Below are 13849 nucleotides of genomic sequence, written 5' to 3' on the forward strand. Positions count from 1 at the left end.
CGGTGTAGACAGGAAATTAATCAGTACTACTGGTTATTAAAATTAAAAAGGAAATATTTCCCTTCGGCGGCCAACTTAAGGCGAAATATTAAAAAACAGCTATATCCATTTTTAGGAGTTTATTCCATGGAAAAAATGTTTAAACGCACTCTCATCGGTGCAGCAGTGGCGTCACTAACTTTAGCAGGTTCTGTTCAAGCAAAACCAGCGACAGAAACAGTTGATTTATACGGTCAAATCGCAATCTCTGTTGCGCAGAATGCACAAACAGGTGAGCAAGCTAAATCAACAAATCCGAAGCTAAAGAAAGACAAAGTAGTACAAATGGACAATGAGTCTCGTGTTGGTGTACGTGGTAGTGCGCAATTTGAACGCGGTCCAAAACTGATTTGGCAATTGGAAGGTGGCGATGTTGGTGATGACGGTTCAAAGAGTGGCTTTGGTGTACGTGATACGTACGGCGGTTTTGAGTTTGAAGATGCGGGTCGTGTCCGTTTCGGTCGTATGTTAACACCAATGTTTGAAGTACTTGATGGCTATACAGGTCAAAGCTCTGGTACAGGTTTCAACGTAGGTAACACCGGTCGCATTAACTACGATCGTCAGTCTAACTTTGGTCGTTATGACTCCGCTGTGTATGGTGGCTTCAGTTTTGCGGTTGGTGCTGGTCGTGGTAATGAAGATAAATCTGGATCCAATGTTTATTCTGGTAGCGCACAATTCCAAAAAGGTGTGTTCACAGGTAAGGTGGCATATGAAAGAGTTTATGATGTAGAGAATGATGCTTTCGTCGGTAAGAATGGCGATGGTGAAGCATTAATTGCCGGTTTAAACTTAGATTTTGATACATTCGGTGGCCACTTAGCTTACATTACTGGTAAAGCGACAAGTAATGAAGCTACAGTTGTTGGTGTTGGTGAATTGAAGCAAAGTGCATACAAAGTAGGTGCTTACTATACTGGCATCGAGCATTGGACGTTTAACCTTAACTATGCGATGTCGACGGACCTAGAACAAGATGGCACATCAGTTAACGAAAGCGATCGCGCAATTACAGGTCAAGTTATGTACGCCCTAGACCCTCTTGCGGTTGTTTACGCACGTGTAGTTCACCAAACGGATAATTCTGTAGATCACGGTGAATATACTGATACGGGCTGGCGTCTAGGTATGGAATACTACTTCTAAGCTAAATCTCAAACTGCTTTTTTTGGCCAGCATGATTGCTGGCCTTTTTTGGTTTTGGTGACTTCTATGTTTAGAATGCAATATATAAGGCATAAAAAAACACGACGGTAAGTCGTGTTTTCTGGTTTAATTTCTGCTGTATTCGTTAGTTAAGGTTTTTAATCGCCCAAGATAGAAACTCTTCTTTATCTGCTTTTGATAGAGTTTCGAATTGCGCTTTAACGTTGTTTAAACTAACGGCTGCTTTGCTAGTACTTACTTCTGACTCGGATGGTAGTGATTCAGATGGTATTGCAGCGACAGCACCAAAGTTTCTTAAGCTTGCAGGTTCGTTCGATTTGTTAAATCGCTCCACTTCTGCAACCGTATCAGAGTAAAATTTTAGTCCTGCGTTGATCTTCCCTTTTTTTAAGCTGTTAACTTCTTTACCGTCTTGCAATACCGAGAAGGTCGGTTTGTCATTGAAGGTCGATCCCTGCGCCAGCGTTCTAAGTTTCGGTACATCAATATTAAGCTCTACATCTGCCGCATCAAACGTGACAACGAGTGGCACAGAGGTGTACTTAGTACCTTTATTTCCGCCATCAGAAACGACTTTAGTAATTCGAAAAACCAGCTGGTTCACGCCATTGTTGAGCGTAACGGAATCTTTATGATCAAAGCCGAGACTAGAAAAGCCAACATCTTTTTCATTTACAGTGAGCAGTTGTACATCAATGGGAATATCAACGGTTACTGACGCGTATGCCATTGTTGGCGCAAGTATAAGGCCAGCAAGTAGTGTTTTTACTCGTTTCATCATCACTCCTTGAGATACTTTGCCGACGTGGCAAAATAATAAACATGTAACGGTTATAGTAGTTATTTTGCATCTCGAAGAATAGTATTTACCTGCAAGCTAGTTTGCTCGTACATCTTTTTGCGAGTAAGGTAACATTTGTTCTCAAGGTGTCATCATTGAGGAATATTAGTGAGGTGTTGATGAATATTAGTGAGGTCGCAGGCGCGACTGGATTAACGGCAAAATCCATTCGTCTTTATGAAGAACGAAAATTGATCTCAGAACCGAGCCGAGCCGAGAACGGCTATCGTCAATATAACCAACGTCACATTGATGAACTTACCGTGATTGCGAGGGCAAGAGCGGTTGGTTTTTCACTGGATGAATGTCGGGAGTTGGTAGAGCTTGCATTTAGTTGTCAACGGATGAGTGAAAGCGTAAAAAACACCACGATAAAAAAGCGTGAAGAAATTCAGCAAAAAATCAAAGCGCTTCAACAAATGGAACAGCAATTGACTCAGTGGATAGATAAATGTCCAGGTGATACTCAGTCTAAGTGCCCCATTATTGATGGTCTAAAAGGCGAAGAGTAGAGCGATACTTAGGTTCTACTCTTCTTGATTGGCGTTAATAAATCTTTTTACCACCTAACTTATCACAAGCGCGAATCGGAATGACTTTTGTCGTACCGTCTTCAAGTTTACAGTCGACATACTGACCAGAAGCGGTTTGATTGGAAGCTCCTCCATAAGGTGCATTGGAACCTCCGGTAGTCGCGAAAACAGCCGTTGAAAGTGAAACAGAAGTAATAGCGATAAAAGTAAGTAGCTTATTCATAATAGTCCCTTAATTAAAGTTGTGACGCATCTCACAATATTGAGATAGGTTGATTATGAGCAAGCTTTCAGATAATTCAAAAAATATTATGGCATTTAAAAAATTTTTAATTCTAAACAAGTTGAACTTCATGAACGACTTCATCTCGTAAAGGACTGAAATTTAGAATATTTACGAATTGGAAAAGAGGTGCTTAGTTAAATGTTGAATCAGAAAACAGCGCGTTATGACTTACTTTGTTTCTAACACAATCTTAGCTTCATTCTATTAAAGCTGAATAATTACAGCGATATAAGAAAAGCAATTTATCGCCTCGTAAAGATAAACCGCCTTTTTGCTGGAATTGCTCGGTAATTGAGTAAATTAACAATAAAAGCACCTCAAGTGTGTCTCATAATTGAGACGTGCTCATGGCACTTTTATCTGACAACGGACTTGTTTAGACTGGGTTAACTGCTCGATAGCATAGCCAGATTGCGACAATAGTTGGATAAGACTCTGTTTGCCGACAAGGTGCAAAGCGCCAACTGCCACAGTAAAAGTGCCTTTTGCAAGATCTGGGTCGGTTGTTAATGTCTTAACCCAGTTTTGGTTTCGATTGACAATAAAATCTTGTTCAAAGCTTTGATCGGTCGTGGCTGAATCAAGCAGCATATTCAGGTTACCACTATCACCAGCCTTCCAAGACTCGATCAAACAGTGCACATTGTTCTCTCCATCTTTCCACTCTGCCAATGTTTGCTTCAACATCGCTACGCCATTATCGTCTTGCTTAGCGAGTAAATTGATTTGAAACTGCAGTGTTTCTAAACCTATGACTGGAATGTCATTCGTCTCGGCTAGCTTGATTACGGCATTATCAACACCAAATTGAGAATGAAAACCAAGGGATTGAAATTGATAGTTTTGCAAAGTTAGGGCGACTTGCCACGGAGCGAGCGTTTTTATTGTCGCCCAGTCTAATTTTGTCGTATCGACGATACGCTTAAGCTGGAGGTTCTCTTTCGCATCGAGTAAGAATTCTACGTTGTTGAGCTTGGCCTGAGTTGGCATGGTCACCGATTCGGACAAATCGGCTTCAATGATAAGACCATTACTGTGCCGCAAATTTTGGGTGAGAGCATCAGGCAAAGGGTACATAGATGAATCACCTAAGTGGACTGTACCGACTAAATAAAGAGTTTGCATACCATATGATGCTTTCCACACTAATGGCTCTGCTTTAAGAGGCGCGACTGCAGTTAATAAAAGAAGCAACCACCATTTATTTACACCAAAATTTTTCACCATGATTTCCTTTAGCTATGATCGACGGTTCGTGAATGGCGACTGTATTGTCTTTGATCCTAAGCATAGCGGCAAGGACTTGAATACTTCAACGCTCGCTTTTATTACTCAACTCAACGTCAGCTATTGCCTTAAAAGAGGAGAAAACTTGATTAGTGGCGATTATTAAGAGTTCACTTTCTCTGGTGATAAATCTAAAATCATCGATCCTTGTCACATTTATAGGCATGATTAATACGATTAAAGCGTCGCTTAGTCATCTGTTAAGACAGATTTGGCGGTTTTTCTATGAGTTTTTTGTGAGAGTTGTCATATGACAACGTATTGCATCTATAAATGTTAATTTATAATTTCTAATTAAGTTATTGTATTTGTTTGGTTTATGTTTTTTTATTTGCTATTGGTGTGCGTGTGATCACTAAATTTAGCTATTTATTTGTTTGCGCGAATTAAATGTCGTTAAATTGTTGTCAAGCCAAACAGGCAATGAATCAAGACCGCAACATAAGCGGTCACCCAAACAACTAAATAGGTAATGATAATGAAAAAAGTTCTCGCTCTAACCGCACTAGCAGTAGCTTCTACCAGCGCATTCGCAGGTTCTTCTTATGTAACAGGTAACGTTCAGTTTCATGATTCGTACCTACAAGGTTCAAAAGCAACCTCTACTCTAGAAGCTGGTCACACGTTTGATTCAAACACAACGCTTTTAGTTGAGTTTGATGCGATTCCACTAGGTAAAGTTGAAGACACGGCAAAGCCTCTTCCGTTTACTACTCTTGGTGCTGAACAAGTATTCAACATCACTGATAACTTGTGGGTTGCAGCGGGCTACCATCATCTTATTCAAGCGGGTGAAACATTTCAATATCGTCCACTTGTGAAAATTGGTTATAACTTCGATAACGGTCTTTCATTAAGCAACCGTACTCGTCACCATATCCAAGCGGATGATTACCGTGGTGGTGTGAAAACCAACGATGAAACTCGTTTGGATAACAAGATTGCTTATGCATTTGCGGACCAAGATTTAGCGCTAAGCTACAACAATATCTATGTATTTAAGCAAGGCGATGCTGATAACTCAATGGATCACGAGCTTCGTGCAACTTGGACTCGCGCTGGCGTTCAGCCTTATGTTGAGTTCCGTAGCCAAGCCCATGGACCAAAAGACGCTCAAGGCGATAGCATTGTTAACAACGCCTTGGTATTCGGTGCTTCTTACGGCTTCTAAGCCGACGTAAAATATTGTTCATATTTCCATAATACAAAGGTCCCGGCGGGGACCTTTTTTTGTGTCTGGTGCTTTGCTCTCATGGAGGATTATTTTTGTGTCTGGTGCTTTGCTCTCATGGAGGATTATCTTTGTTGTGAAGGTTTTGGAACATTTTATTGGAACTTTACCTAAAGGCATTTGGGGTAAATAGTAGGCATTAATGTAAGAGGTCGGTGGATTCTCAGCGTAGGGCTAAACTTCTTCTGACTTACCGATTAGCGAACTGTCACAACACTATGATTTTATGAATATAATAGTTTTTTATATTGCTTGGTATTTGTCGTTATTTTGACATTGTTGCCATTTGCCCATTCATCATCAACCGCGCATTATCCTAGCCAAATTTCAGCACCTAAGGATTAATGTTGTGCGCACCTTAATTATCTATCTAACGCTCATTCTCTCTTTTTCTACTCTGGCTTCTTCCTCTTACATCGAGGGAAATGTCCAATTTAATAGCACCTATTTGTATGATTCAAAAGTGACCGCCAAAATGGAAGCAGGGCATACGTTTGACAGTGATACGACCTTGCGCTTTAAGGTTGAAGACATTCCTCTAGGCACCACTCCACATAGCGATCACCACCATAACCATCATGATGTTTATTATGGACATTCGGCAAGAGCACCATTAACCACGTTGGGCATCGAGCAAAAATTTGCGCTATCGCGTCAATTTTGGTTAGGAGCGGGTTATGAACACTTAATGCAGCTTGGTGAAACCATGCAGTTTCGACCTTTGTTTAAGATTGGTTATGATTTTGATGAAGGGGTTTCATTAAGTCACCGAACTCGAGTGGAAGTTTACGCTAAGCATGACAAATGGGGCTATAAGCCTGATATGGACTATCGCTTTGATAATAAAATCGCTTACCAGTTCAAAACGCATCCTGTCAAAGTTCATTACAACAATGTGTATCATATGGGCGGCGCGTATCACCCTTGGTATCCTTACACGGATAACACCATGGATCATGAGTTTCGTTTAACGCTAACCAAATATGCTTTTCAGCCCTACTTTGAATACAAAAGCCAAGGCAGTTTCCGCCACCCTTATTATCGCTCTGGTGTCGCGAACAGCGCTTTCTTGATTGGTGGGAAGTATTTGTTTTAAGGTGTTTGTACAATGCAGTGAATAGCACCAGATGTTACTTTGAACTCCCTCGCAGTACGGTTTTATTTTTCTCGTGACTAATCGACATTTGAATGAGTCACGTAACAATGATTATAAGGTACGAAATGGAGAGTCATGGTGCTACACATTATATTACGTTCTGTCGCTATTTTGGGCGTTGTCACGCTGTTTTTTGGCTGCAGTCAAACCGTTTATCCTCTATCGAATAACGCAGAGGAGTGGGTCAGTTTTGGGTACGAGCAGGCGAAGAAAGGGAACTTGAAGCAAGCAAAGTCTGATCTGAAAGAATATGGGGAGCCTCAATATATTCATTACTCCGAAGGCTACGAACAAGGCCGTAATGAATATTGTCAGCAAGATGCATTTAGACTTGGTCGTTCCCGTCAGCCCTATAAAGGTATTTGTGATGAGCTTGATTGGCGATTTCGACTTGACTTCAATGACGGACGCGCCAACCGCAGCTTTGGGCAATTTTAGCGACAGCGATGCAGTAAAGGCGGATGTCGAACTGCTATGTTCAACATCCGGCTACTATGAACTTTTTGTCGATACAATGACGGCCTATTCATACGAACGGTAGCTAAACACTTGACCCTTTTCATTATACGCTAGCACCTGATACGCATCTTTCTTATCGCCATATTCCATACCTGGAGAGCCTAAAGGCATGCCTGGAACGGCAAGCCCTTTAGCATTTTTTGGTGGATTTTCTAAGAATGAGCGAATATCTTCCGCTGGAATATGACCTTCGAAAACGTACTCTCCAATAACAGCGGTATGACAAGAGGCAAGCTCTGGTGTTATACCAAGCTTCTGTTTAATAGGGTTCATGTCTTTATGGTTTTCAACGGCGACGTCAAATCCCGCCTCTTCCATATGAGTGACCCATTCTGTGCAGCACCCACAGTATGGGGATTTATAGGTGAGGACGTTGGTTGCCAACGCAGAACCTGTCACCAACGCCATGGAAAGTGTCAGTGTTTTTATTACGCGTGATGAGTTCGACATTGCTAATTCCTTATTTATTATCATGATGGTTGGTGTTTTTATGTTATTTGCAACTTGCATAAGAAGATTAGTGTTTACTGGTAAAGTTTCTCAATCTGTTGGCGTTAGTTACTACTGTTATGGACGACAGTGCCATTGCTGCCCCTGCAAAAATTGGGCTGAGTAAAAAACCAAATAGTGGGTAGAGCACACCTGCCGCAATAGGAATACCCAGTGTGTTATAAATGAAGGCGCCAAATAAATTTTGCTTGATATTCTTAACTGTCGCGCGTGATAGCTCAATGGCGTAGTTAATTGAATTGGGGTTGCTATTCAGCAGCGTCATTGCTGCACTTTCAATGGCTACATCACTGCCAGACCCCATCGCAATGCCGACATCAGCCAGTGCTAAAGCTGGCGCATCGTTAATGCCATCTCCCACCATTGCTACCTTGCCATATTGGCGTTGAAGTGTTTTTATGTGCTCTGCCTTTTGTTCAGGCAATACTTCAGAAATGGTCTGATCAACCCCAATATGTTTTGCGACCGTATTGGCAACGTGGTGGTTGTCGCCTGTTAGCATGACCGTATGAATACCATTGGCTTGTAACGCTGCAATCGCGAACTTCGCTTCGGCTTTGACCTCATCAGCAATGGCGATAACAGCTTGAATATGACCATCGATAACAACAATCACGGGGGTTGAGGCAAGGTGCTGGCTTTGTTGTAATGCCTGTTGAATCATCTCCGTCTCTAAGCCAACACTTTGGATGTGATTGAGTGATGCGATCAATACAGAGCGCCCTTGAATTACACCAGAAACGCCTTTTCCCTGTAGGTTTTCAAATTGTTCGACATCAAGATCAGCGTGAGCACTGTGGTCATTCTCCCAGTATTGCACGACGGACTTCGCTAATGGGTGCTCAGAACGTTGTTCTAGTGGCAACACCAGTTGCGCGAGTTCTGGTTCAGAAATATCGAATAAAAACACCTCTTGCACGGTAGGCTTACCAACGGTGAGTGTGCCTGTTTTATCAAATACAACCGCGTTGACATGGCTTAGTTTTTGTAAGGCGTCGGCGTCTTTAATGAGAATGCCAGCTTGCGCGGCTTTACCAATGCCAACCGTTATCGACAGGGGAGTAGCAAGTCCAAGAGCACATGGACAGGCTATAATTAACACGGTTGTCGTGACAACAAGCATATAACTTATTTTAGGTTCAGGGCCTACCATGAACCAAATGAAGGCAGAGGCGATAGCGATCGCGACAACAATTGGCACAAATACGGCAGAAATGGAGTCTGCGAGTTTTGCGATGGCTGGTTTACTGCTTTGTGCCTCTCTCACCATGGTGATGATTCTAGACAGTTTTGTGTCCTTTCCTACACCGGATGCGGTAACAAGCAAACTACCGTCTCGGTTAAGGGTTCCCGCTGCAACCATATCCCCTTGCTGTTTTGATATGGCGACGGGTTCCCCCGTGAGCATGGATTCATCGACATAACTGTGCCCTTGAGTGACGTGCGCATCGACCGGAATTTTTTCACCGGGCTTGATGCGTAATATCATGCCAATCTGTATGTCTGAAATAGGCAGCGAGGTTTCTTTACCATCCATTAGCACAGTGGCGAACTTTGGCTGTAGTGTCATAAGTGCTTGTAGTGATTGATTGGTTCTGGACTTTGCTTTGGCCTCTATGAAATGACCAAGTGAAATCAAACCAATGATCATCGCACTGGCTTCAAAATAGACATGGCGTGATTGCAGTGGAAACCAGTCGGGTTTAATCACCACTAACATCGAATATAACCACGCAGAACCGGTACCAAGAGCAACCAAAGTGTCCATTGTCGCGCGTTTGTGCTTTAGCGCACCCAACGCGTTTGCAAAAAAGTCACGCCCAGCACTGGCAAGTAACCATAAGCACACTAACCCGATGGCTCCCCAAACCGCTTGGTCTAAAGGGTTTCTGATCATCATATTGCCACCGAGAACACCCCAAAGCATTAATGGCGCACCAAGTGATAGGGCGACAATAGTGTTTTTCTTTTGCTGGTGTTGATGATCAAGTAGGCGCTGTTGCTGTAGCGCTTGACTGGCTGAGAGATCGTGAACGATCTCTGCTTGGTAACCTGCATTGGTCACGGCGGTGATCAGTTGCGCTTCTACGTTGTCCGTGTTCGTGCTTAGTGAAACGATGGCACTTTGTTCTGCTAGGTTGACTCGAGCCTGCGTCACCGCGCTAACTTGTAAAATAGATTGCTCAACGGATGCGACGCAACTTGCACAGGTCATGCCTTGAATGAGTAATTGAATGTTGCTATCTACTTTTTTAGTAGCAGTAGCAGCTGTACTGATAGGGGCTACATTTTCAGGCTCAATAACCTTTGATGCGCGGTTACCATTGTCAGGGCTTATCATGTTGGCTTGATAGCCAAGCTCTGCTATCCAACGTTGTAGTGTATCTTGGCAGTAAATAGAGCGAACGGTTAGACGATGTTTATCAAGCTGTAGGATAGAAACACCGGCATAAGCGCCTAGGTGCTGTTGTAGTTTATTCACACATTTTTGGCAGTTTAACCCTTGGAGTGCAAATTGATACTCAGCCCCAGCGTCATAGCCGAGACTAGTGATGACAGGGTAGATAGTTTCTAGCGATGCGGAGCAAGAAAACGTTATGTGTGTCGTACTAATAGCGTGAATGTTAAGATCGCTAAAGGTGTGCTCTAGCGCGGTTTTGAGTTTATTCACACAGCGTGAACAAGACAGACCGGATAAATTTAACTCATAGTCATTCATCATAAACCTCAAAAAACCGTAGTGTGAGGTTACAACATAAACCTTGACGTTAGGGTAAGGTCAAGCTATTCATTGTAGATTTAGCACAAGGTGATAAAATGGCGTCCAAAATTTGCAACGTACGATGACGAGCATCGTGCGCAGTTGACAACAAGGTACTTTCAATGACGGTTAAAACACGTTTTGCTCCAAGCCCAACAGGCTATCTTCACGTCGGTGGTGCACGTACTGCACTCTATTCTTGGTTATTTGCGAAAAGCCAAGGCGGTGAGTTCGTTTTACGTATTGAAGATACGGATTTAGAGCGTAACTCTCAGGAAGCCGTTGATGCGATTCTTGAAGGCATGACATGGATGGGTCTGGAGTGGGATGAGGGTCCTTACTTCCAATCTAAGCGTTTTGATCGTTACAACGAGATGGTTGATCGTTTACTTGCTGAAGACAAAGCTTACAAGTGCTACGCACCAAAAGAGCTCTTAGAAGAGATTCGTGCAGAGCAAGAAGCAAACAAAGAAATGCCTCGTTATGATGCTAACCACCCAAAAATTGTTGCAGCAAATGCTGCGGCAGCAGAAGGTGATGCGTGCGTGATTCGCTTCCGCAACCCGAAAGAAGGTAGCGTGGTATTTGATGATCAAATCCGTGGTCGTATCGAAATCTCGAACAGCCAAATGGATGACTTGATCATTCGTCGTACTGACGGTGCGCCAACGTACAACTTTGTTGTGGTTGTTGATGACTGGGATATGGGTATCACACACGTGGTACGTGGTGAAGATCATATCAATAACACGCCACGTCAAATTAATATCTATGAAGCACTTGGTGCACCAGTACCTACTTTTGCTCACTGTGCAATGATTCTTGGTGATGATGGCGCTAAGCTGTCTAAGCGTCATGGTGCAGTTTCGGTAATGCAATACCGTGATGAAGGTTACTTGCCAAATGCACTAAACAACTACCTTGTTCGTTTAGGTTGGTCTCATGGTGACCAAGAAATTTTCTCGACAGAAGAAATGATTAACTTGTTCTCGTTAGATGCGATTTCAAAGTCTGCTTCAGCGTTCAACACTGATAAATTGTTGTGGCTGAACAACCACTACATCAAGACTTCAGCTCCTGAGTACGTGGCAAAGTACCTACAATGGCATCTCGATGAGCAAAAGCTAAACATCGAAAATGGCCCGGCGATTACCGATGTGATTACCCTTGTGGGTGAGCGTTGTAACACGCTAGTTGAGCTTGCGCAGCAAGTTCGCTACTTCTACGAAGATTTCTCTGAATTTGAAGCTGGTGCGGCGAAGAAACATCTACGCGGCGTAGCAAAAGGCCCGCTAGAAGCGGCGCTTGCGAAAGTGGAAGCGTTGCAAGAGTGGACAACAGAAAATATCAAAAACCAAGTGATTGCAGCAGTGTGTGAAGAGCTTGAAATTGGTATGGGTAAAATCGGTATGCCACTTCGTGTTGCAGTAACAGGTGGCGGTCAATCTCCGTCGGTTGATGCGGTAATGGAACTCGTGGGTAAAGAGCGCGTTATTGCTCGTATTACCATGGCGCTAGCTTTCATTGCAGAGCGTGAAGCAAACGCAAAGGCATGATGAATGTTAAAAATGAAAAAGGCGACCATTGGTCGCCTTTTGTTTATCTAATTTATGACGGTTTAGGTCCATCTATTATTTGGCGAGATAATCACGAATAGATTGCTCAATTCCCGTTGCATCCAAGCCTAATTCCGCGTGCAGTTCCTCTTGCGAACCTTGCGCGATGAACTGGTCTGGCAGACCTAAGTTTAGTACTGGTTTAAGTATCTTTTCACTCATCATAAACTCGATAACGCCCGCACCTGCGCCGCCAGCAATCGCGTTCTCTTCAAGCGTCACGATGACATCGTGCGATGCACAGAGCTCTTTGATCAACGTTTCATCAAGAGGTTTTACAAAACGCATGTCGGCAACGGTAGCATCAAGCGCTTCAGCGGCTTGTAGCGCGTCTTCTAGGAACGTACCAAAAGAAAGAATCGCTACATTCTTCCCTTCTCGCACGATACGCCCTTTACCGATCTCTAGCGCAGTAAACGCTTGTTCTGGCGTAGTACCATTACCGCTGCCACGAGGGTAGCGAACAGCACTTGGACCGTTATGAGTATGACCCGTGTATAACATTTGGCGACATTCGTTTTCATCGCTCGGCGCCATGATAAGCATATTTGGAATGCATCGCATGAAGCTAAGATCAAACGCCCCTTGGTGTGTTTGACCATCAGCACCCACTAAACCTGCGCGGTCAATCGCAAACATTATCGGTAGATTCATAATAGCAACATCATGAATAAGCTGATCGTAGCCACGTTGTAAGAATGTCGAGTAGATCGCCACAATAGGGTGGTTACCAGCGATAGCCATACCTGTAGCCAATGTCACGGCATGCTGCTCTGCAATGGCAACATCGAAATACTGATCTGGGTACTCTTTAGAAAAGCGCACCATACCAGAGCCTTCTCTCATCGCTGGAGTGATAGCCATGAGCTTAGGATCTTGTGCGGCCATATCACAAAGGAAGTCACCAAATATTTTAGAATAAGTGGGTTTGCTTGAGCTGCTTTTTGGCAGACTTGAATGAGATGGATCAAATTTAGGTACACCGTGATAACCAATCGGATCTTTCTCTGCAGGTTCATAACCTTTGCCTTTCTTGGTCATGATGTGCAGAAATTGAGGGCCTTTAAGCTCACGCATATTTTTGAGCGTTTTGATCAACTCATTGACATCGTGGCCATCAACAGGGCCGATGTAATTAAAACCAAATTCTTCAAACAAGGTGCCCGGAACAATCATGCCTTTTAGGTGTTCTTCGGTACGACGAACCAGCTCTTTAATTGGAGGCAAGCCTGAAAGCGCCTTCTTGCCGCCTTCGCGAATCGAGGTATAAAGGCTACCGGATAGTACTTGTGCTAAATGGTTATTTAGAGCACCGACGTTCTCGGAGATCGACATTTCGTTATCGTTAAGGATAACCAACATATCTGGGTGGACATCACCGGCATGGTTGAGAGCTTCGAAAGCCATGCCTGCCGTGATCGCGCCATCGCCGATCACGCTGACGACCTTACGGTCTTGCTGCTCTTTTTGCGCGCTAATCGCAATACCAAGCGCGGCACTGATTGACGTAGATGAGTGACCAACAGATAGGACATCGTATTCACTTTCTTCACGCCAAGGAAATGGGTGCAGCCCGTCTTTTTGACGAATCGTCGACATTTTGTCACGACGACCCGTTAATATTTTGTGTGGGTAGGCCTGGTGGCCTACGTCCCAAATGAGTTGGTCAAAGGGGGTGTTGTAGACGTAGTGTAAGGCGACAGTAAGTTCAACCGTTCCCAGACCGGAGGCAAGGTGGCCACTGGACTGGCTAACTGAATTTAACAAATACGTCCGCAGTTCTTCGCACAGCTTAGGCAGCGATTCCTTTGGCATCAAACGCAGATCTTCTGGCGTATTTGCTAATGTCAGTGTCGGATATTTGGAAATATCAAGTGTCATAGTAATTTAGCGCTTAGTA

The 13849-nt window shown here is 43.5% G+C and carries 12 protein-coding genes; 6 read left to right on the forward strand and 6 right to left on the reverse strand.

What is annotated here, in order from left to right; all coding sequences use genetic code 11:
- Positions 1-126 precede the first annotated feature (126 nt).
- Positions 127-1188, forward strand: coding sequence for a porin (locus tag L4D74_RS02335; protein ID WP_428750516.1), 1062 nt, complete (start codon positions 127-129; stop codon positions 1186-1188).
- Positions 1189-1333: 145 nt separating this feature from the next.
- Here the strand turns inward: L4D74_RS02335 and L4D74_RS02340 are convergent, their stop codons facing one another.
- A complete protein-coding gene (locus tag L4D74_RS02340; protein ID WP_428750517.1) occupies positions 1334-1990 on the reverse strand; it encodes a YccT family protein in 657 nt (218 codons plus the stop codon).
- 179 nt (positions 1991-2169) lie between these two features.
- Here L4D74_RS02340 and cueR point away from each other — a divergent pair, with 179 nt between their 5' ends.
- Positions 2170-2562, forward strand: a complete 393-nt coding sequence (gene cueR / locus L4D74_RS02345) for a Cu(I)-responsive transcriptional regulator (protein WP_428750518.1) — start codon at positions 2170-2172, stop codon at positions 2560-2562.
- 34 nt (positions 2563-2596) lie between these two features.
- Here cueR and L4D74_RS02350 read toward each other — a convergent pair whose 3' ends face one another.
- The gene (locus L4D74_RS02350) at positions 2597-2806 is read right to left on the reverse strand and encodes a hypothetical protein (protein ID WP_265677420.1); all 210 of its coding nucleotides are present in this window, start codon (positions 2804-2806) and stop codon (positions 2597-2599) included.
- 408 nt (positions 2807-3214) lie between these two features.
- Positions 3215-4096, reverse strand: coding sequence for a TraB/GumN family protein (locus tag L4D74_RS02355; protein ID WP_428750519.1), 882 nt, complete (start codon positions 4094-4096; stop codon positions 3215-3217).
- A gap of 538 nt (positions 4097-4634) precedes the next feature.
- Between L4D74_RS02355 and L4D74_RS02360 the strand changes: the two genes are divergently transcribed.
- The 3 genes from L4D74_RS02360 (at position 4635) to L4D74_RS02370 (ending at position 6981) form a co-directional block, all read left to right on the forward strand.
- Entirely contained in the window at positions 4635-5327 is a 693-nt protein-coding gene (locus tag L4D74_RS02360; protein ID WP_428750520.1) for an oligogalacturonate-specific porin KdgM family protein, read from the forward strand.
- 409 nt (positions 5328-5736) lie between these two features.
- Positions 5737-6483, forward strand: coding sequence for an oligogalacturonate-specific porin KdgM family protein (locus L4D74_RS02365; RefSeq protein WP_428750521.1), 747 nt, complete (start codon positions 5737-5739; stop codon positions 6481-6483).
- Positions 6484-6618: 135 nt separating this feature from the next.
- Positions 6619-6981, forward strand: coding sequence for a DUF2799 domain-containing protein (locus L4D74_RS02370; RefSeq protein WP_428750522.1), 363 nt, complete (start codon positions 6619-6621; stop codon positions 6979-6981).
- Between the two features lie 84 nt (positions 6982-7065).
- Here the strand turns inward: L4D74_RS02370 and L4D74_RS02375 are convergent, their stop codons facing one another.
- Both L4D74_RS02375 and L4D74_RS02380 read right to left on the reverse strand, forming a co-directional pair.
- Entirely contained in the window at positions 7066-7512 is a 447-nt protein-coding gene (locus tag L4D74_RS02375; protein WP_265677415.1) for a DUF411 domain-containing protein, read from the reverse strand.
- 67 nt (positions 7513-7579) lie between these two features.
- A complete protein-coding gene (locus L4D74_RS02380) occupies positions 7580-10291 on the reverse strand; it encodes a heavy metal translocating P-type ATPase (RefSeq protein WP_428750673.1) in 2712 nt (903 codons plus the stop codon).
- A gap of 164 nt (positions 10292-10455) precedes the next feature.
- Between L4D74_RS02380 and gltX the strand changes: the two genes are divergently transcribed.
- Positions 10456-11889, forward strand: a complete 1434-nt coding sequence (gltX, locus tag L4D74_RS02385) for a glutamate--tRNA ligase (RefSeq protein ID WP_428750523.1) — start codon at positions 10456-10458, stop codon at positions 11887-11889.
- Positions 11890-11964: 75 nt separating this feature from the next.
- Here the strand turns inward: gltX and dxs are convergent, their stop codons facing one another.
- Positions 11965-13830: a 1-deoxy-D-xylulose-5-phosphate synthase gene (gene dxs / locus L4D74_RS02390; RefSeq protein WP_428750524.1), complete on the reverse strand. Its 1866-nt coding sequence runs from the start codon at positions 13828-13830 to the stop codon at positions 11965-11967.
- Positions 13831-13849: the final 19 nt, after the last annotated feature.

The organism is Vibrio cionasavignyae (genome assembly GCF_050337155.1).
GTDB lineage: Bacteria > Pseudomonadota > Gammaproteobacteria > Enterobacterales > Vibrionaceae > Vibrio > Vibrio nomapromontoriensis.